Source organism: Limnothrix sp. PR1529, from assembly GCF_002742025.1.
In the GTDB taxonomy this organism is placed as follows: Bacteria; Cyanobacteriota; Cyanobacteriia; order CACIAM-69d; family CACIAM-69d; genus CACIAM-69d.
The window spans coordinates 19,602-39,044 of the sequence record NZ_LIRO01000010.1 but is presented as its reverse complement, the minus strand read 5'-3'; the positions used below and the strand labels follow the sequence as shown (position 1 = coordinate 39,044).

Below are 19,443 nucleotides of genomic sequence, written 5' to 3'. Positions count from 1 at the left end.
GTCGTTTGCGCGGGTTTTGCGCGTGAGATCCCGTGAACCTGCTGTGATGCTGCTAGGCGGCTCTGGTGCTTTGATGGCAGCGAGCTTTGGGGTTTGGACTTGGACAGATCAAGGCCGGAGCACTTGAATCCCAAACTTAAACCTCAAAAGTCGGAACTCTCAAAACCTCAGCTCCGAGGTCTGAACACTGAAGCTGGCCATTGTTGACCTTGGGTGATCTGTTCTGCTGCATCAACCATTACGGCTTGGGCAGCCAATTGGGGTCTGAAATGGGCCTTGGTGGCACTTCCGTCAGTTAATTGAGTTAGTTGAGCGGTATCGGACTGATTCTGGCTCTGTCGTAACCGTAAGGTTGGCCGATCGCCCCAAAACTTTAGGGATCGATCGGGAGCTGATGCCCCGATCATCCTGATCGCCCCGATCGATCCAATTCCTCCCAATTCCTCCAGCCGTGACCTGCGTTAGTGCATGAACTGAGATTAGGGCTTGGATTAGGGCTTGCTGGAATTAATTGGCTGGAATTAATTGGCTGGAATTAGTTGGCTGAGACTGGCTTCGCCAAAATCCCCTACACTGAGACTGCTACTTTGCTCGATCGCTCGAATGCTGGTTAAAGCCAAGCCCCAGCCCCTAGCCCCCCGTTGGCAAAAACCCCGATATTCCAGTTGGGAACGGCAGAAGGACGTGACGATCGCAATCGGGCGATTTGTCTCGGCCCTGTGGTGGGATCGTGTTCGCAAACAAAACAGCAGTGAGCAACGCAGTCGCCGGGCCCAGTGGCTAGCCCAAACCCTGGTGAACTTGGGGCCCGCGTTTATCAAAGTGGGACAGGCTCTGTCCACCCGCCCCGATCTGTTGCCGGGGGAATATATCACCGCCCTCAGCCGATTGCAGGATGCCGTGCCGCCCTTCAGCACGGATCTGGCGATCGCCACGATCGAAGCGGAGCTGGGCCAATCTGTTCAAGAACTCTTTCTGGAATTTGAACCGGAGCCGATCGCGGCGGCCAGTTTGGGGCAAGTTCACCGGGCTGTGCTGCCTGGGGGCGATCGGGTCGTGGTCAAAGTTCAGCGCCCGGGTCTAGAGCCGCTGTTTGATCTGGATTTCAAAGTTCTGCGGCGTTTAATTCACTGGAGCGAGCTGCTCTTTCCTTGGACTCAGCAATACGATTTGGAGTCCATTTATCAAGAATTTTTTCGGATTCTTTATCAAGAAATTGACTACGTTCACGAGGCCCACAACGCCGATCACTTTCGCCAAAACTTTCAGGAATTCCAAAACGTCCGAGTTCCCAAAATCCATTGGCCCTACACCACTTCCCGCGTGTTGGTGATGGAATATCTGCCGGGAATTAAGGTGGATGACTGCGAAGCGCTGGTGTCCTGCGGCATTGACACCAAAAAGCTGAATCAGTTGGGCGTTTGTTGCTACCTAAAACAGCTTTTGCAAGATGGTTTCTTTCAGGCAGATCCCCACCCGGGAAACCTGGCAGTGACCCAAGATGGATCGCTGATTTTCTATGACTTTGGCATGTTTGTGGAAGTGAAATCCCTGGCCAAAGAACAGATGCTGCAAACCCTGTTTGCGGTTCTGAAAAAAGATAGTGAATCGGTGTTGGAATCCCTAATTTCCATGGGATTAATTGAGCCGGTTTCGGATATGCGACCGGTGCGGAAACTGCTGCAATTTACCCTGGAACGGTTTGCGGAGCGGCCGGTGGATGTGAATGCATTCACGGAAATGCGCCGGGAAATTGCCACTTTATTTGAGCAGCAACCGTTCCGACTGCCGGCCCAAATGACTTACATTTTGAAGTCGATTACAACGCTGGATGGCATTGCACGGCGACTGGATCCGGAATATAACCTGATTGCGCTGGCCAAACCCTTTGTGAAGCAGTTTGCGGGCATTGATCCCAATCGATCGCTCGCGGAAGGGCCAGGAGCCAACAAAACCCAAAAATGGCTTGGCTTGGCTAAGTTGGCTCTGGATACGGTGCAAGCGCAACTGAGCAAGCCGAATCCAACGGTGCTGGCAATTCAGCGGCTGGAGCAACGAATCGAACGGGGTGAGCTGGAGTTGCGGGTGCGATCGACGGAAACCGATCGGGCCCTGAAACGCCTGAACCTGTCGATCGAATGTTTGATGTACACCTGCTTGGCGGGCTGTTTGTTAATTAGCGGGGCGGTTTTGGTGACGGGGCCCTTGGCCCACTGGGCGGCCTTTGTGTTTGCGGGGTCGGGAGTGGCGGTGGTGTTGCTGGTGCGGGCGTTGGTGCGGCTGTCGGTGCGCAAGCGGCTCGATCGATTCATGGAGTAGCTATGGCCGATCGGGAACGGATTCTGGGTCTTGATCCGGGGCTAGCCATTTTAGGATTCGGGGCAATTAGCGTTCCCGCCGTTGGGGATCCGGTTTTGGGGGGTGATGGTTCGTTGGGTTGGCGATCGAGCGACCCGGTGGCGATCGATCCGGTGGCGATCGAATTGATCGACTTTGGCATCATTGCCACCCCTGCCGGCCAGCCCATTGGCGATCGGTTGGTGACCCTTCACGACGATTTGCACGCGGTCATTGACCAAATTGAGCCGGATCGGGTGGCGATCGAAAAACTCTTTTTTTATCGGATGGGCAACACGATCGCCGTAGCCCAAGCCCGTGGGGTGGTGTTGCTGGTTTTGGCTCAACGGCAACTTCCTTGGGTGGAATTCACACCGGCCCAAATTAAGCAAGCCCTCACCGGCTACGGCAACGCCAAGAAGCCCGAAGTGCAAGCCGCCGTGGCCCGGGAACTGAATTTGGCCACCTTGCCCAAGCCGGACGATGCGGCCGATGCGTTGGCCGTGGCGATCGCCGCTTGGGGGGCGGAAGCTGCTAATCGCGGCTAGGGGCCAAGCGGCTCACGGGTAGCGTTAATTGGCTAGAAACCAGTTGGTAGCAGGTTGTTGGAGTTGCAAAGTTGCAGGGCGAGAGCGATGTTGCGAATCAGTCAGGGGCTGGAAACACCACAACTGATCACCTCGGGAAACGCCGCTCGCAAAAGCTGCCAAATCGATCGCACGCTCCTGGAGCCGGAACACCCCCAACATCAACATTGGATGGGTCACGCCTTGCAATTGGCCGCCGCTGCCGGGGCCGCTGGGGATGTGCCCGTGGGGGCGATCGTGGTGGATGGACAAGGCCAGGCGATCGCGCAGGCCGAAAACCGCAAGCAACGGGACGGCGATCCCACGGGTCATGCGGAAATTTTGGCGCTTCAACGGGCCGGGCGATCGCGCCAAAATTGGCATCTAAACGATTGCGTTCTTTACGTCACCCTGGAGCCTTGCCCCATGTGTGCGGGGGCAATTATTAACGCTAGACTTGGGTTGCTTGTTTTTGGGGCGATCGATCCCAAAGCGGGAGCCATTTGTTCTGTGCTTAATTTGCCCGCCAGTGCCGCTTCTAATCACCGATTGCCGGTTATTGGCGGTGTCTTGGGCCAAGACTGTCAGCAACAATTACAAGCCTGGTTTCAACAGAAGCGTCCCGATCGATTCTGTACCCAGCCTTCGGAAAGTACCTGAATAGTATCTTGGAGTACTTGCCAAACACCAGTTGTTGTGAAATTAAAAACCGCAGCCTCTTATTTTTACTGCTAGATTCGTTGATTTATAAACTTTTGATATGTCAATTTTGATTTTTCAAATATCCCTATTAACACTATTGTCTCATTCATTTTAAAAATCTCCAAATTCATCATTTGATGAATAATTCAATCAATTAATTATCAATTAAACAAGTTAATTCCTCGGATCAATCTTTTAAATGAATGTTTAGGATTTATGTTTAAATCCAGAACTAGAAATTACATCTAAACCGATTATCGCGTTACATGACAAATGCCATCAAGCAGTTAGTTGGTATGCAATGATCACCCTCCTGATTATTGAATCTGAAACTCATTCAAGTCAAAATCAAAGGAATCTAATTTTCACTCATCCAGGCTATATCTTCCTTCACTAATTAACTCTGAGAAACCTGAAGGGCTGATCAGGGAAGAACAAAATTGAAAGAGATAGAAAGCTGCTGTTGGATGATCGTAACTACTTGTGAAGAGATTAAGTGCTTTTAAGAAAACCTTATTCTGAAAATAATAAAATTATTGTTCACTGCTGAAATGGCGAAAGTTTGATGATGGCTGCCGCAAATCCCCCAACCTGTGATCAACGATGCAGAGATGATCGACGCATAGTTGATCGATCGCCAGCCATCTCCCCAACCTCTGAGGCATCGGAACTTCAACCGTTTGCAGGCCCCCACCCGATCATCAACAGTGCCAGACAAAGCCTGAGCACCGACCCCGACAAGCCAAAAACTATAGGCTAAAAACTAAAAGATGCCTGGAATCCTTCCTGGAATCCTTCAAGGTATAATTTGACTTCGCTGAGACTTGTGTTGGGGGCAAAATGGCAACTATTTCTAAGAAAATTTGTCTGGTTGGCGATTTTAGTGTTGGCAAAACCAGTCTAATTCGTAGGTTTGTTGATCGTCAATTTAGTGATCAATATTTGTCAACCGTTGGCGTTAAGATCTCCAAAAAACTAATTGATGCTACTAGCCTTAAGCTGCCAGAAGGCGACAAGTTTCAATTAATGGTCTGGGATATTGAAGGACGCACAGATTACAAGCCGATCGATGTGTCCTATCTCCGTGGTGCGAGTGGAATCATTATTGTTTCTGACAGTAGCCGCATGGAAACGGTAGAAAACCTCGATCGTCACCTACAAATGTTTCAGCAAGTTAATCCTAAGGGATCCGTCGTGATTGCCTTTAATAAGGCAGATCTCATTGAACCAACAATGCTGACTAAGGTTATGGGGTTGCATAGCTTTGCCCATGAGTCTCAGGTGGTGGCGACCTATGCCACTTCCGCCAAAACGGGCGATAATGTTGACAAGATGTTCCTAGAGCTATCGCAATCGATGCTCAATGGGTAACCGAAGGAGAGCTATAGTCTTCAAGATCTTCATGGATGCAATAGTTGGCATCCACAGTGGGTAATTTAAAGTCAACTTTGCTGTTGCTGCGGCCTCTTGAGCAGAATGAAATTATCCTTGCCTCAGCATATCCAATTGATTGTTGTGAACGAAGCCTTCCAGGTGGTTTCGGTTCAGGGCAATGTGGCTCCTTTGATCGACTCAGGATTGCTGGAGATGTTGGTGGAGTCTGCGGAGGCGGGAGCGATCGCCCCGATCGAGGCCCCAACGGATGGGGCTGTGGATCACTCCCCAGGCCACTTGGCACCCACTGCCCCGGGTCTCAGTCCTGAGCAACTGGCTGCGCAATTGCTGGGGCTGGAGATTTATGAACTGTTCCCAGAACTCTTTGGGATTGATGAAATTTTGGTGGAGGTGGCAGCGGGCGATCGCCCAGAATTCAACATCAAGGGCATTGGCCGTGTCACCGCCCATGGCTCCCCAATCTATTTTGATATTCATATCACGGCGCACCCCAGCCCCACTGCTGAACACTATTTAATTTTTTTCCTAGAAGATGTAACCGATCGCATGAGCTTGGAACAAGTGTTGGTTCAAGCGACTAATGAAAAACATCTGTTGATTCGGAATTTAGAGGAAACCAAGCAACAGATTGATCAAATTATTTCAGCTATGAGTGAAATGCTGCTTTTGGTTTCAGAAGCAGGGTTAATTCGGATGGTGAATCCGGCCACTCGTCATCTGTTGGGTTACGAAGCTGAGGAGTTAATTGGTCAGCCCATGTCGGCAATTTTGGCGCGCCGAGATGCCCCATCGGCTCCAGAGCCAGGACACCTGTTGGCGGCGGAGGAAGGGGAAGCGGTTTGCCAAACTAAGACCGGCGCAATTTTGGTGATTGCCTTTTCCCGATCGCGCCTCACCAACACCCTAACAGGACAATTGGGGCGTGCAGAAACGGTTCAAGATTTTCTGTATGTGGGGCGCGATGTTACGGAGGAAAAACGCCGCCAACGATATCAATCGGTTCAACATTTAATTACGCGAATTATTTCTGAGTCGAATATTGCCACCCAAGCTCTGTCGGCAGTGGTTCGAGCTTTGTGCCAAGAATTTGATTGGCAATTGGGCGAATTTTGGTTAATCGATCGCACAGACGTTGGCAGCGGAAATCCATCTGCCCATTGCATTGATCACTGGCTGTCTCCCATGCTGGAAATTAGCCACGATTGGAAGCCAGTGCGTTGCCTGCGCTTGAATGAAGATCACAGTTTCCTCTCGCAGGTTTGGCAAGCAACGAAGGCTAAATGGCAACAAGATCTCCCGGATCAAGCGGTTCCGGCGGGAACTTTGGAAATTCAGAATCTAAACTTCAAAACGGGGTTTGGATTTCCGATTAAAACCGGCGATCAAGTGTTGGGAATTTTGCTGTTTTTCAAGCAAGCCTCTCAACTCGTGAGTCCTGATCTGTTGAATTTGGGCGAAAGTTTGGGCAGCCAGTTGGGGCAATATGTGGAACGTCGCAAGGCCGAAGAAGCCCTGTTGCTAGAGCAAGAAAAATCTGAGCGCTTGCTGTTAAATATTCTGCCGGAAACGATCGCCCATTGTCTGAAGCGCAATGCCAGAACGATCGCAGAACAGTTTGCCGCCGTCACTGTCTTGTTTGCGGATATTGTCGGTTTTACGGAAATCGCTTCAAATTTGAGTGCGATCGAGCTGGTGGAATTATTGAATGAAATTTTCTCGGAATTTGATCAGCTCACGGAAATCCATGGCCTAGAAAAAATTAAAACGATTGGCGATTCCTATATGGTGGTGGCGGGTTTGCCCACCCCGCGCGCCGACCACGCCCAGGCGATCGCGAATATGGCTCTGGATATGCAGTTAGTCATGGGTCGGTTTAACGACAGGCAAAAACGTGATTTTCAAATTCGCATCGGGATTCATAGTGGCTCCGTGGTGGCAGGCGTGATTGGCCTGAAGAAATTTATTTATGACCTTTGGGGGGATACGGTCAACACCGCCTCGCGGATGGAATCGCATGGCATTCCAGGGAGAATTCAAACCTCAGCCGCCACCTATGCCCTGCTCAAAAATTCTTACCAATTTGAGCATCGTGGCTTAGTTCACATCAAAGGGAAAGGCGATATGGATACCTATTTTCTGTTGGGTCATATGCCCTAAATCATGATTCGTGATAGTGATTGGTTATGTTGATCAAGTCGATCGGCAACTTGATCAACATAACCCTAAAAACGATGGGTGTTGATAATGCAAGCCGGTATTGTTGGCTAGCCGCTTCCACCGAATTCCTTTACAATGCAGGGCGGCCCTCAATTTTGATTGAATCTCCCAAAATCAGAATATTCAATCACTGCTACCGATTATTGCGATTAACAATCGCTTGATTTTCAGTCCCCGATCTCTGCTGTTGTTATGACCCTGCCCTCAGAAGACTCGCCTCTTTATAACCATCCTTTGCCACAAATCGAAGCGTGGCTGCTATCCCAAGGTTGCACCCAAGATCGCGAAGCATTGCATTGTTGGCACATCCAAAAGGATGCTTGGCAGGCAAAGCTATATCTAGAAGAAGATCGCCTGACGGTTTACTACTTGGATGCGGATGGATCTGGAGAGTCTACCCAGCGATCGTTTAAGTATTCCTTGAGTCGGCGGGATATTGAAGATGCAATCTTCTCGGGGCCTTGAAGCAGAGTCCTGCGCTGGAATCTTGATCCGAAATTTTGCGCGAAAGCCTTGAGTGAAATTCTTGAAAATCGCTAGCGAGCTTGAGGTTCAACCCGTCATTATTGGGGTGCAAACTTTATTTGCGAACTTTATTCGCGAACTTTGAGCGTGAACTTTATTTGGTGCGCACTTTGCCGTAGCGTCGATCGCGCTTTTGATAGCTCATGAGGGCTTGATGGAAAGCGGCGCGATCGAACTCTGGCCACAGGGTTTCGGTGACGTAAAGCTCTGCGTAGGCAATTTGCCACAACAAAAAATTGCTGACTCGCATTTCGCCGCTGGTGCGAATGATCAAGTCGGGATCGGTGAGTTCGCGCGTGTACAGGTGTTGTTCAAAGAGCTGTTCATCAATGGCCTCGATCGCCAGGTCACCGCTTTTGACCTGAGCGGCGATCGCCCGACAGGCCTGCAAAATTTCTTGTCGTCCGCCGTAGTTGGTGGCTACGGTGAAATTCAGAGCATTGTTGTGGCGCGTAAGGTCTGAAGCATGGGCAATTTCTGCTTGCAAAGAATCGGGGAGCGCATGGATATTGCCCACAAATCGAATGCGCACCAACTCTTCAATTAATTCTTGAAGTTCTCGCCGCAGAACTTTCTCAAAAAGCATCATCAAAAAGTCTACTTCTTCGGCGGGGCGACCCCAATTTTCTGTCGAAAAAGCGTAGACCGTGAGGGCTTGAATGCCCCAATCTTTGCAGCAGCGAATTAAGTCTTTAAGGGTATCAACTCCCCGGCGATGGCCCATGATGCGTGGGAGGCCGCGCTGCTTTGCCCAGCGGCCATTGCCATCCATAATCACAGCAACATGGCGAGGCAACAGTGCTCGATCGAGATCGGCGGGCAATTCACGCGATAGGAGTTGTTTTGCGGTCATATGAATCGACGCAAGATAAAGTCTTCACCCCCTCTGCGAATGGAGAACGCAATGGGAGGTGAATTTGAGAGCAGTTGTGCAGGAAGTCTCGTTCAGATTAGCGCGTGTCAACAAAAATTGCTGGCTTGCTTCCCATGAGCATACCCGAACGATCGCAACTCGACGCTCTCCCCGGGCGGCCCCACGGGGTAGGGGCGTTGGCCGGCGAATCTAGGGGTTGGTTGGGCCGTTTGAATTGAGGGCCGAAATGGTTGGGCGAGGGGCAGAACTTGCACCGGGTACGGGCATCTATCGCCGTTTGCGCCACAGGCCCGTGAAGAATAGCAACTGTCGCCGCAACTGTCGCAGGGACGTGACTCGCTGTTCCCGATCGCTGGGCGAGGCAAGCTTGGTTTTCAGAATTTCCCGCAGGCGACTGCTGGCGATCGGGCGTTCCAGTTGGCCGCGCTCCGCCACGGAAATCGACCCGGTTTCTTCGGAAACGACGATGCAAAGACAGTTGGCCATCCGTTCCGTCACGCCCATGGCGGCCCGGTGGCGAGTTCCAAGCTGGCGAGAGGCTTGGCGATCGGACAGGGGCAAAATGGCTCCCGCTGAAGTGACCCGATCGCCCTGAATAAAAACCGCTCCGTCGTGCAACAGGGTGGCGGTTTGGAAAATGGTTTGCAGCAGCTCTTTCGAGACTTCCGCATCCAAACGCACCCCGGGCACGGAAAAATCGCGCTCATCGATCGTGCCGCTGGTTTCCAAGACCAACAGGGCCCCTGTGCGGTTTTGGGACAGTTCCCGCACCGCGTCTACCAGTTCATCGATCGTGTTGTCGGTGCCTGGGGCCGTGTCGGGCGATCGGGACAACAACTCCCCCACTTGGCCCCGGCCCAACTTTTCCAACAAGCGCCGAAACTCCGACTGCAACATAACGGCCATGGCCACGGCCGCCCCAACCGTCAAGTTGCCCAGGAAAAAACTCAAGAGCGACAGCCCCCAACGCTGGGCCACCGCCGCCGCCAACATCAGTACGACGAACCCGCGCACCATCCACAGGGTTCGCCGTTCGCCGACGACGGCCAACAGGGCATACGTCAGGAGCAAAACTAGGCCGATATCGATCGCTTGCAGCAGCAACAGCGGGTCTCGGACAACTCAAGAATCGATCTACGAAATGGCGCAGGCCCCCAATGCGCAGGCCCCCAGTGGACAACCGTTGATGAACCCTGGGGGCAAAACGGGGGGCGGAAGGTCTAGCTCAGCCCTTGCAGCCGATCGGGCAGGCGATCGAACCGCAGCAAGTCTTCATCCGTTTCCCGTTCCAGAATCAGATCGGCCTGACCATTGCACACCAAAACCGCCGCCGGTCGAGGCACGCGGTTATAGTTCGAGGCCATGCTGGCGTTATAGGCCCCCGTGGCCAACACCACCAACACATCCCCCGTTTCCAGGGCCGGCAATTGAGCATCCCGAATCAGCACATCGCCCGATTCACAGTGCTTACCGGCTACGGTAACCGTTTCCGTGCAAGGGGCGCTCATTCGGTTCGCCACCACCGATCGATACAAGGATTGGTACGTGATCGGTCGGGGATTATCGGACATGCCGCCATCCACGGAAACGTAGGTGCGGATGCTGGGAACCGTTTTTTGGCTGCCAACCCGATAGGCCGTGAGGCAAGAAGACCCCACCAGCGATCGACCCGGTTCGCACAGCAACTTGGGCAGGGGCAATCCCGTCCGATCGCAGGCTGCCGTGATCCCTTGGGCGATCGTTTGCACCCACTGCTCAATGCTCGGCGGGTCATCGGATTCCGTGTAGCGAATGCCCAAACCACCGCCCACATTCAACTCCGCCACCGGCAGCCCCAACTGCTGGGCCTTAACGAACCACTGCACCAGGGTATCGGTCAAATCGCTGTGGGGTTGCAGCTCAAAGATTTGAGAGCCGATGTGGGCATGTAGCCCAATGCAGTGTAAGTGGGGTTGCTGGGCCAAAAACTCCAGCACTTCATCTACTTGGGTTGGATCAAAGCCAAACTTGCTGTCAATGTGGCCCGTGCGGATGTATTCGTGGGTGTGGCATTCAATGCCGGGCGTGATCCGCACCATCACCCGAATTGGCTCCGAGACGGAGAAGCTGGCCAAGGTGTGCAGGTCAAGCCAGTTGTCGGTGATGATGTTGCAGCCCGATCGCACGGCCAATTCCAGCTCAGCCCGGGATTTGTTGTTGCCGTGCAAATAAATCTTGGCGGCCGGCGTGCCCGCTCGTAGGGCCGTGAGGATTTCGCCCGCCGACACCACATCCACGCCCAAGCCTTCCGACTGGGCGATCGCGCAAATCGCCAAACAGCTCCAGGCCTTGGAAGCGTAGAGCACCTGGGATTCTCCCGCATAAAACTGCTTGAATGAGTCTCGGTATTGGCGACAGGCCGCCCGCAGTCCTTCCTCATCCAGGATGTATAGAGGCGAGCCAAACTGTTCCAGCAGCTCCACCACATCGCAACCGCCCACTTCCAAATGGTCGCGATCGTTCACGCGAGCCGTGAGGGGCATCAACAGTTGGTTGGGCGATGGCTCAGGGCCGCCTTCGGATTGGGGGTGAAGATATTGCAGGCTGGAGGTTTGGGAATCCGTCTGATCAGCGTGATTGGTTTGGGGGCGAGCAGCGGGCGTAGCAACCATCGGTTTGTAGCAGTGCGGGTTGGGTGGTTATGGGGAATTGGCAAACGTTGGCAACCATTGGCAACCACAGAACCGGCGATCTCCATTAGATGCGCTTCCGATGATCCTCTGATGCTCCGATGGGCGATCGATCCAGTGTGATCGATCTAGGGCGATCGGGACACAACCCGATCGATCACCAACCTACCGACACCGAATCTACCGAGCTGACGAATATGAACATCAATCCAGAGCCGATGATCATGGTTGCCAACGTTGCAAAACTCGCGATCGAGACCAGAGGCAAACCAGCGGCCAACCACAGCATCTGAAGGAGCGATCGCCGTGGATCTAACCATTTCGGCCCCCTGGCCTATCCGGTTAGTTTACTATTGCGCGGCCTGGCCTGCGTGGCTCCCCAGGGTCTCAATTGATCGAGTATTGTTGAAATCAACGAGCCGATCGAACCCCCAACACAAGATCCCCACCTCTGATCATGATTTCTTTGGAAACCTATCCCGGCCTCTATCTGTTTCAGTTGCTGTTTGTGCTGTCCTTCACGGGCGTGATGATTTGGCAGGCGATCGAGTCCATCAAAACGATTGATCAATAATCAGAGCCGATCACCAGAGTCGATCACCAAAATCAATCAGTCGATCGTTAATCATCATTGATCAACATCATCGATCAATGGGATCAATGGTTTAGGGAATCGATCAAGCAATCCTAAACAGACCAAAGACAAGGGGTTTAAACCCCTTGCCCCGATGATTTGCCTGGAGATGGTGGTGGATCCGGTTCGATCGACTTTGATCAATACTTTGATCAATATCGATTTCGATCAAAGTTGATCGAACCCGCAGATTGCGATCGCCAACGGCGGCCCAAGTCAGAACTTGGGTTCCGGCGTTTTTGAAATTGCTGAATCGGGATGACAGGATTTGAACCTGCGGCATCCTGCTCCCAAAGCAGGCGCGCTACCAAGCTGCGCTACATCCCGGTGTTGACGGCCAACGTTGATGGCCGGCGCTGGTGGCTTGCACGGGAGAAAGTTCGCCCACAGCCACAGACAAGGCCATCATATCACAGACGCTGTGAATGCTGAGGCGGAACAGGCGCAGGGACTCCAACCACCGCCCGCTTAGCCCTAATCTGGATACCAAAACATGCCCTTAATCCCTTCCGGATCGGGCATGAACCCCAGACCCTTGTAGAAATCCACCACGTGGGGATCGGCAAAGAGCGTAATGTTGCTGATGTCTTCGCGGCGTAACTGCTCGATCGTTTGGCGCATCAACGCCTTGCCAAACCCTCGGCCCTGAAAATCTGGATGCACCACCACATCCCACACGGTGGCGTTGAAAGCATGATCCGACGTGGCCCGCGAAAAGCCAATCAGTCGCCGCTTTGCGCCCCGCTGCTCCCACATGGACAGCACCAAGAAGCTGTGTTGAATCGCTTTTTTCACCTTGCGCAGGGGCCGACGGGCCCAGCCCACCGCATCGCAAAGCTCTTCAAGGTCGTACAGATCAATATCGCGATCGGTACTAAAGAAAACCCGAATCTCACCCGTTTGCGGATCTCGCTCCAGGGGTTGATAGCCGGGAACCGCCTCGACCGTTGCGGCCGGGCGATCGCCCTGTGTTCCAAATAAGCTCTTCCAAAACCCCATGTGAGCCTACACGATCTGTCTTAACACTTGCCAGCGACAGCCAGTACCCGAGACCAATTCGCCACAACGACGATGCAGCCATGGGGCTAATCACTCAACCGGCAAGGGGCGCGATCGCTCTGCACCGTGCGGTGATTACCACGCCATGGTTGGTTGAGGTTGGTTTAGAAAACGCTGTGATTGCGCTCTATTGTGCCATGGGTTGCGCGAAACTTGGATCATTCCCGGCAACTGGCAACCCAAGACTGAAAAGAAGCCGCCGCAACCCCGAATTCCGACCCAAATTCAGGAGCCGTTGATGAACCTCAGCGATCGATTCAGCGGTTTCGCCACTGCTCGGCCAGCCCAGCCATGTGCCGGTTTGGCGCTTCTGTGGTTCAAGGGGCGGGGTTGCCCACCGAGCCGCCAATTTCTATGCCAATATAGGTTTTAATGGGAACCATAAGCCAAGTCCCTTGGCCTGCCATCGATTGAGATCATCAGGCCATCTAAAAAAGTCCCGCTAAAGAAAGTCCCGTTAAAGTCGCGTTGCGGAACCGGCGATCGCGCCGTCACCCTTGCTTGTTCTGAGGCTGGCTGGCAAAGCTGGCTGGCTCTGAAGGGTGCTCCCCATCGCGATCGCCCACCGTGGTTATGACGCGAAAGGCGGCCGGTTGGGTTGTGTCAGCCTGTAGAGCGGATGAAGCCAACTTCACCGCCACCCAACAGGATGTTTCCCGATTGCGGCATTTGTTAGCAAATTGCGGCAATTGTTAGTGAAATAGTGACGGAATGTCAAGATGGATTCAAAGCGCTATCAGCGGTAAAACACGGTGGCAGGTGCGGTTTCATCCGGTATGAGTTCGGGTCTCAAGCCCTCAACGCTCGACTTGCTCAAGCGCTTCAACCGGGCCTTTCCGCAATTTTATGAGCAGTTTGTCAGCAGTGAAATTCAACTGCAAAATCTGCGCTTGGCCTATCAACTCTACAAAACTCGCCAAGCGGTCATTGAACTGAAGCCGGAAGGGGGCAAAAGCGCACTGCATTTTGCCTATCGCAACCAATCCTTTCTGCTCAGTGACATTTTTGGGGTGCTGGCGGCCTATGGCCTGACGATCCACAGCTTGAGCCTTTACGGGCAAATCCACCCGCCGATGCTGGTGTTCATCAAGTTGGTGGTGTCTCGGGGCAGCAAGGCTCTGACGGAGAAGACTTCGGAAAATGTTTGCCGCGCCATTCGTGAAGCGCTGGCTGGCCACTTTGAGGTGGAAGAGATGCTGGCGGTGGAATTCAACCTGGATGCGGGGTTGGAGCAGGTGGAAACGGAGTTCTATGTGGATCCGGTGTTCCATTTGCCCGCTCTGTTGATTGAGGCGGATAACCAGCCGGGGTTGTTCTACAAGGTGATGTATGCCATCTGGCAAGAGGATTTGCTGGTGGTGAATGCCAATTTGCTGGTGTGGCGGGGACGAACAAGGCTGATTTTGTATCTACTGGGCCCCAATGAGAGCTTGATTCCAGAATATCTGGGTCAACGAATTGCGGAAGGGGTTCGTCAACGTCTGATGGGGTGCTAAGTTGGAAGCCCAAGGGGAATCACCCATCCGGGTATTTCCCCCCCAATCTCTGACGATCGCCCTTGGCCGTCTCAGAGTACCAATGGCACAATGGGGCGATTATTAGAAATTTCCTTCCTGAAGGGGAAATGGGGGCGTTCAGGCGGCGCTGGCGGTTGACTGTCCCGGTTTTTTGGGCCGGTGGGTCTGTGCAGGTTGCTTTGAAGGTCAGTTGCTCGATCGGGTGGCGTTTTTGGCGCGATCGCGATCGGTGATTGTTCCGCGTTTGCCCATGAAAGCGCTCCCGTGAAAGTTCTATTGAAGCTGGTCTGATATTGAGGGTTAGCTGTTTTGGGTTCAGGATCTCACCGCGTGCTGGAAGAGTCGCAACTGAGCGATCGCGATCTCATTGAGCGCATTAGCGCCGGAGCGATGGATCGCATCCTGTTGTTTTTGGCCTTTAGTGCCATGCGAACCGGTGGCCACCGCCACGGGGCATTTTTGGATGCGGCGGCTACGGCGGCAAAATGCGCCATTTACCTGACTTATTTGGAACAGGGGCAAAACCTACGCCATACGGGCTATTTGCACCACATTGAGCCAAAGCGGGTGAAGGCGATTGTGGAGGAGGTGCGCGAGGCCTTGACGGAAGGCAAGCTGCTGCGGATGTTGGGATCCCAGGAGCCGCGCTACCTGATTCAGTTGCCGGCGGTTTGGATGGAGCGGTTTCCCTGGAAGCCGGGTCAGCCTCGCATTCCGGGGACGAGCCTAACCGGTGAAGAAAAGCATTATTTGGAACGGAAGCTGCCGGATCAGTTGCCCGATGCTCAGGTTTTGAACTCGTTCCAGTTCATGGAGCTAATTGAGTTTTTGCATCGCCGATCGCAGGAGCCATTCCCGATCGAACAGCAAATGCCCCTGAGCGAAGCCCTGACGGAACATATCAAGCGGCGATTGTTGCACTCGGGAACGGTGTCGCGGCTGGACTCGCCTTGGGGAATGCCGTTCTATGCCTTGGTGCGAGCTTCCTACTGGACTCCGAAGGATTCCGAAGCCCGCAGCTACACGGCGGTGGAGGATACGGCGACCTATTTCCGATTGCTGCGGGAATGGGCGGCGAATCCGGAGAAACAACAGGCCATGCGGGCGATCGAGGAGTTGGATATTGCGCCCGATCGTCTGGGAGAAGCGATGGCGGATTTGGATCGGGTGCTGCGGGAATGGGCCGATCGACACCATACGGAAGGTGGCCAGCCGATCGTGGTGCAACTGGCAGCGGGCGATCGGATTGACCACCTAGATCCCTAGATCTCTAAGACACAGATGAGCCTTTCAGGGGCTTAATTCGGCCATTGGCATCGGGCTTGACCGGCTCAAATAGTTGGTGGGCGGTGGCGAAGGAACCGTAGCGATCGGGGTTGGCCGCAATTGCCGCTTGCAAACAACTGGCGGCGCGATCGAGAGCCGTTTGGCGTTCCCAGTCACTGCAATCCGATCGCTGGGTTTGCAGCAGGTAGCAACAGGCCTGGCAAAATTGCAACTCCGGTAATGATAGGCCGCGTTCGGCTGCCTTCAAGTAGCTCATCAGGGCCGCTTCCGGTTGCCGCAGCCGGAGTTGTGCCAGGCCGCGGTTATACCAAGGGGTGGGCTTGGTGGGATCGCGCTTGATCGTTTCGTCGTAGCTTTTAATCGCCGCTTGTAATTGCCCGATCGAGAAGAGGGCATTGCCCCGATCGTACCAAGCATTAGGTTGTTCAGGGTTTAGGGTCAAGGAGAGGTCATAGCTGGCGATCGCTTCCCGAATGCGCCCCAACTGCCGCATCAGGCGGCCGCGATAGTACCAGGTATCCGCATCGGCCGCGTCAAAGGTAATGGCCTTTTGGTAGCTTTCGAGGGCCCCTGCCAAATCACCTGCCCAACGCAGGGAAATCGCGCGATTATGCCAAATATTGTGGTCGCCATCCCGCAAGCCGAGGGCCTTGTCATAGCTGGCAATGGCTTCATCATGGCGCTTGAGATTGTCTAGGACGATCCCGCGCTGATACCAAGTGGCGGCGCTGGCGGGTTCCAATTCCAGCGATCGCTCATAGCAGGTGAGCGCCTCGCTGTCTCGATTGAGCTTGCGTAAAACCACGCCGCGATTGTGCCAGGCGCGGGGACAGGTGGGATTCAGTTCGATCGACCGACTATAGTTATGGGCGGCCGCTTCCCAATGGCCCAGCCGGAAGTGGGTTACGCCCAAATTATTCCAAAGACGATGATCGAGTGGTGCAAAGTTCAGCGCCTTTTGATAACTGGCTAAGGCTCCCTCCAATTGCCCAGCGCCATCAAGGGCCGTGCCCCGGTTATACCAATAGTGGGGATTTTGCGGCTCCAGCACCAACGCCCGATCGTAATAGGTGATGGCATCCTGAAGGCAGCCGGTGCGAGCCAGGGCATTGCCGCAGTCATTCCACAGGGCACTGCAATTGGGAGCGAGGCTAATCGCCTGGCCAAACAGCTCGATCGCCTCTGTCCATTGCCCCGATCGACAAAGCCCTAGGGCCAAGGTGTAGGATTCCAGGGCAGCAGGCTGAAGAGCAGTGGTGGCATCGGGGGAATTCACAGGATTGTTTCCATCCCAAAAGCGCGTTGAGGGCAGCTTGGAGCAGGGGGGAGCGTGGCCAACCCCCGTAGGCTGGCTAAGGTATTCTGTGGCCCTTGGGGGCAATCCAAACAGAAAATTAGCTTCATTCTACGTGGGCATTTTACGTGGGATCTCGGAGGGGCGCTTGTTCGTGCAACGGAATTTCACAGCCATCACCCCTAGCTTGGGTTAGGTTGCCTTGGGGCTGGTGCGCCCAGCAACCGAAGATTTCGGATCGAGACGGCCGGCCGGTTCAGTCGGCTAGTTCGTCTATTGTTTCAACTGTTTCAACGATTGATAATGTTCATGTTAGGGGTTGAGCCGGTGATAACACAATTGCGTGGTGGTTTGGTGGTGTCTTGCCAGGCCCCGATCGATTCCCCCCTGCGGGATCCTCAGATCATTGCCACCATGGCCCAAGCGGCTGTGTTGCGGGGGGCGGTGGGTATCCGTTTAGACAGTCCCGAGCATGTGATGGCAACCCGATCTCGCTTGGGGGCCGATGTACCAATTATTGGCCTTTGGAAGCAGGTGCTACCCGGCTCCTCGGTTTACATCACGCCACGCTTTGCCGATGCCGCCGCGATCGCCGCCGCCGGAGCCGACATCATCGCCATTGATGCCACCCTGCGATCGCGCCCCGAAGGGGACACCGCCGCCCAACTGATCGATCGCATCCATCAGGAATTGGGGAAACCGGTAATGGCCGACATTGACACCTGGGAAGCGGCCGAAGCCGCCGCCCAAGCGGGAGCTGACTTGGTGGGTACAACGCTATATGGCTACACGGAAGCGACCCAAGATCAGACCCCGCCGGGATGGGATCTGTTAACGCAAATGGTCACGCGCCTGACAGTACCTTGCATTTGTGAAGGGGGCATTGCTTCGCCGGCCATGGCCCGGGCTGCGATCGATCGGGGAGCCTTTGCCGTGGTTGTGGGAACTGCCATCACGGGGATCGATCTGCAAGTGCAAGCCTATCAACGGGCGATCGCCCTGGAATAGTCTGAACAGTTTGTTGGGGCTGAGCTGGATTGTTTCGATTGCCTCGATTGCCTCCGAAATTCACGGCGGGATCTCAGTTCCAGTCGCTTGCGGATCCCCAAGATTCCATCCCTAAGAGTAATGGGGCGATCGAACAGATCGCCCCATTACTTCACAACTGAATTTCAGGCAAAGAGTTCATCACACCCGATTCAACGGGATTGAACCCGATCGGGCTGGGCTGGACTCGGTTGAACCCAAATCACCGCCCGGCCCGACTCATCACATGGCAACGGTTAGCTACACCAACGCAGGCACAGCCGCCGGAGTGGGCCACCGCTTCAGGGCCCGGCCAAATTCCGCCAACTCCACCATCAACGCATCGAACTGATCCGGAGTCAGGGATTGGGGCCCATCCGACAGGGCCTTCTTCGGATTCGGGTGGACTTCAATCATCAGCGAATCACAGCCCACGGCCATCGATCCCTTGGCCATCGTGGGTACGAAGTGGGCCCAGCCCGTGCCGTGGCTAGGATCCACCATAATCGGCAAGTGGGTGAGGCGGCGCAGTACCGGCACAGCGGCCAGATCCAGATGGTTGCGGGTGTATTGGCGATCGAACGTGCGAATGCCGCGCTCGCAGAGGATCACGTTCGGGTTGCCCGCCGCCATGATGTATTCCGCGGCCATCAACCATTCCTCGATCGTGGCAGACATCCCCCGCTTCAGCAGCACCGGCTTATCTTGGGCCCCAATCTGCTTCAGCAGCGAGAAGTTCTGCATATTGCGGGCCCCCACTTGCAGCACATCTGCCACTTCGTAGATCTTTTCAATGTCGGCCGTGTCCATCACCTCCGTGATGATCCCCAATCCGGACGCATCCCGAGCCGCCGCCAACAGTTCCAAGGCACTTTCACCATGGCCCTGGAACGCATAGGGCGAAGTCCGAGGCTTGAAGGCCCCACCCCGCAGGAATTGGGCCCCGGCCGCCTTGACTCGCAGGGCCGTTTCCACAATCATTTCCTCGTTTTCCACGGAGCAAGGGCCCGCCACCACCGCGATCGGGTGGTTTTCGCCAATGGTTACCGGGCCGTTGGGGGTAGGAATCGTAACCTCGCTGGCTTCCCCGTGGCGATATTCCCGGCTAGCCCGCTTGAACGGCTGTTCCACCCGCAGCACCTGTTCAATCCAGGGGCTAATTTCTTCCATCCGTTCGGGATCCATGCTGGCCGTGTCGCCCACCAGACCCAGCACCACCTTATGTTTCCCGACGATTTTTTCGGGATCCAAGCCCCAGCTCTTGAACTCGTCCGCAACGCGATCGATCTCTTCAGCGGGTGCGCCCGCACGCATCACAATGATCATGATTGAAGCCTCTGT

Annotated in this window: 17 protein-coding genes and 1 tRNA gene; 9 read left to right on the top strand and 9 right to left on the bottom strand. The window is 54.3% G+C overall.

The window, feature by feature from the left end; all coding sequences use genetic code 11:
- Window positions 1-603: 603 nt before the first annotated feature.
- The 6 genes from AMR42_RS02485 (at window position 604) to AMR42_RS02460 (ending at window position 7,682) form a co-directional block, all read left to right on the top strand.
- Window positions 604-2,319, top strand: a complete 1,716-nt coding sequence (locus AMR42_RS02485; protein ID WP_099531892.1) for an AarF/ABC1/UbiB kinase family protein — start codon at window positions 604-606, stop codon at window positions 2,317-2,319.
- Window positions 2,320-2,321: 2 nt separating this feature from the next.
- Complete coding sequence (gene ruvC, locus AMR42_RS02480) at window positions 2,322-2,885, top strand: crossover junction endodeoxyribonuclease RuvC (RefSeq protein WP_099531891.1); 564 nt, start codon at window positions 2,322-2,324, stop codon at window positions 2,883-2,885.
- A gap of 177 nt (window positions 2,886-3,062) precedes the next feature.
- The gene (gene tadA / locus AMR42_RS02475; RefSeq protein WP_099531914.1) at window positions 3,063-3,563 is read left to right on the top strand and encodes a tRNA adenosine(34) deaminase TadA; all 501 of its coding nucleotides are present in this window, start codon (window positions 3,063-3,065) and stop codon (window positions 3,561-3,563) included.
- Between the two features lie 882 nt (window positions 3,564-4,445).
- Window positions 4,446-4,976: a Rab family GTPase gene (locus AMR42_RS02470; protein WP_099531890.1), complete on the top strand. Its 531-nt coding sequence runs from the start codon at window positions 4,446-4,448 to the stop codon at window positions 4,974-4,976.
- Window positions 4,977-5,081: 105 nt separating this feature from the next.
- Entirely contained in the window at window positions 5,082-7,157 is a 2,076-nt protein-coding gene (locus tag AMR42_RS02465) for an adenylate/guanylate cyclase domain-containing protein (protein WP_099531889.1), read from the top strand.
- A gap of 252 nt (window positions 7,158-7,409) precedes the next feature.
- The gene (locus AMR42_RS02460; RefSeq protein ID WP_099531888.1) at window positions 7,410-7,682 is read left to right on the top strand and encodes a DUF3143 domain-containing protein; all 273 of its coding nucleotides are present in this window, start codon (window positions 7,410-7,412) and stop codon (window positions 7,680-7,682) included.
- Window positions 7,683-7,836: 154 nt separating this feature from the next.
- On the opposite strand, the gene AMR42_RS02455 is transcribed toward AMR42_RS02460, so the two are convergent.
- The 7 genes from AMR42_RS02455 to AMR42_RS20150 all read right to left on the bottom strand — a co-directional run bounded on the left by AMR42_RS02455 (window position 7,837) and on the right by AMR42_RS20150 (window position 13,607).
- A complete protein-coding gene (locus AMR42_RS02455; protein WP_099531887.1) occupies window positions 7,837-8,595 on the bottom strand; it encodes an isoprenyl transferase in 759 nt (252 codons plus the stop codon).
- 288 nt (window positions 8,596-8,883) lie between these two features.
- Window positions 8,884-9,723 carry a diadenylate cyclase CdaA gene (cdaA, locus tag AMR42_RS02450; RefSeq protein WP_099531886.1) on the bottom strand — a complete coding sequence of 280 codons (840 nt, stop codon included), beginning with the start codon at window positions 9,721-9,723 and terminating at the stop codon, window positions 8,884-8,886.
- A 113-nt stretch (window positions 9,724-9,836) separates the two neighbouring features.
- Entirely contained in the window at window positions 9,837-11,267 is a 1,431-nt protein-coding gene (gene lysA, locus AMR42_RS02445; protein WP_099531885.1) for a diaminopimelate decarboxylase, read from the bottom strand.
- 146 nt (window positions 11,268-11,413) lie between these two features.
- Window positions 11,414-11,605, bottom strand: coding sequence for a hypothetical protein (locus tag AMR42_RS19720; RefSeq protein ID WP_143472901.1), 192 nt, complete (start codon window positions 11,603-11,605; stop codon window positions 11,414-11,416).
- 567 nt (window positions 11,606-12,172) lie between these two features.
- Window positions 12,173-12,246, bottom strand: a tRNA-Pro gene (locus tag AMR42_RS02430).
- A 147-nt stretch (window positions 12,247-12,393) separates the two neighbouring features.
- On the bottom strand, window positions 12,394-12,918 hold the full coding sequence (locus tag AMR42_RS02425) for a GNAT family N-acetyltransferase (protein WP_099531882.1): 525 nt from the start codon (window positions 12,916-12,918) through the stop codon (window positions 12,394-12,396).
- Between the two features lie 551 nt (window positions 12,919-13,469).
- Window positions 13,470-13,607, bottom strand: a complete 138-nt coding sequence (locus tag AMR42_RS20150; RefSeq protein ID WP_234406518.1) for a hypothetical protein — start codon at window positions 13,605-13,607, stop codon at window positions 13,470-13,472.
- A gap of 147 nt (window positions 13,608-13,754) precedes the next feature.
- Between AMR42_RS20150 and AMR42_RS02410 the strand changes: the two genes are divergently transcribed.
- Together AMR42_RS02410 and hetR are read left to right on the top strand one after the other, a co-directional pair.
- A complete protein-coding gene (locus tag AMR42_RS02410) occupies window positions 13,755-14,474 on the top strand; it encodes a hypothetical protein (RefSeq protein WP_099531879.1) in 720 nt (239 codons plus the stop codon).
- 330 nt (window positions 14,475-14,804) lie between these two features.
- The gene (hetR, locus tag AMR42_RS02405; protein ID WP_255407481.1) at window positions 14,805-15,761 is read left to right on the top strand and encodes a heterocyst differentiation master regulator HetR; all 957 of its coding nucleotides are present in this window, start codon (window positions 14,805-14,807) and stop codon (window positions 15,759-15,761) included.
- Window positions 15,762-15,765: 4 nt separating this feature from the next.
- On the opposite strand, the gene AMR42_RS02400 is transcribed toward hetR, so the two are convergent.
- Complete coding sequence (locus AMR42_RS02400) at window positions 15,766-17,058, bottom strand: tetratricopeptide repeat protein (protein ID WP_143472900.1); 1,293 nt, start codon at window positions 17,056-17,058, stop codon at window positions 15,766-15,768.
- 327 nt (window positions 17,059-17,385) lie between these two features.
- Between AMR42_RS02400 and AMR42_RS02395 the strand changes: the two genes are divergently transcribed.
- Window positions 17,386-18,084: an N-acetylmannosamine-6-phosphate 2-epimerase gene (locus AMR42_RS02395; RefSeq protein WP_099531912.1), complete on the top strand. Its 699-nt coding sequence runs from the start codon at window positions 17,386-17,388 to the stop codon at window positions 18,082-18,084.
- Window positions 18,085-18,363: 279 nt separating this feature from the next.
- Here the strand turns inward: AMR42_RS02395 and aroF are convergent, their stop codons facing one another.
- Window positions 18,364-19,428 (bottom strand): 3-deoxy-7-phosphoheptulonate synthase, encoded by a 1,065-nt coding sequence (gene aroF, locus AMR42_RS02390; RefSeq protein WP_099531877.1) that lies wholly within the window; start codon window positions 19,426-19,428, stop codon window positions 18,364-18,366.
- Window positions 19,429-19,443 lie beyond the last annotated feature (15 nt).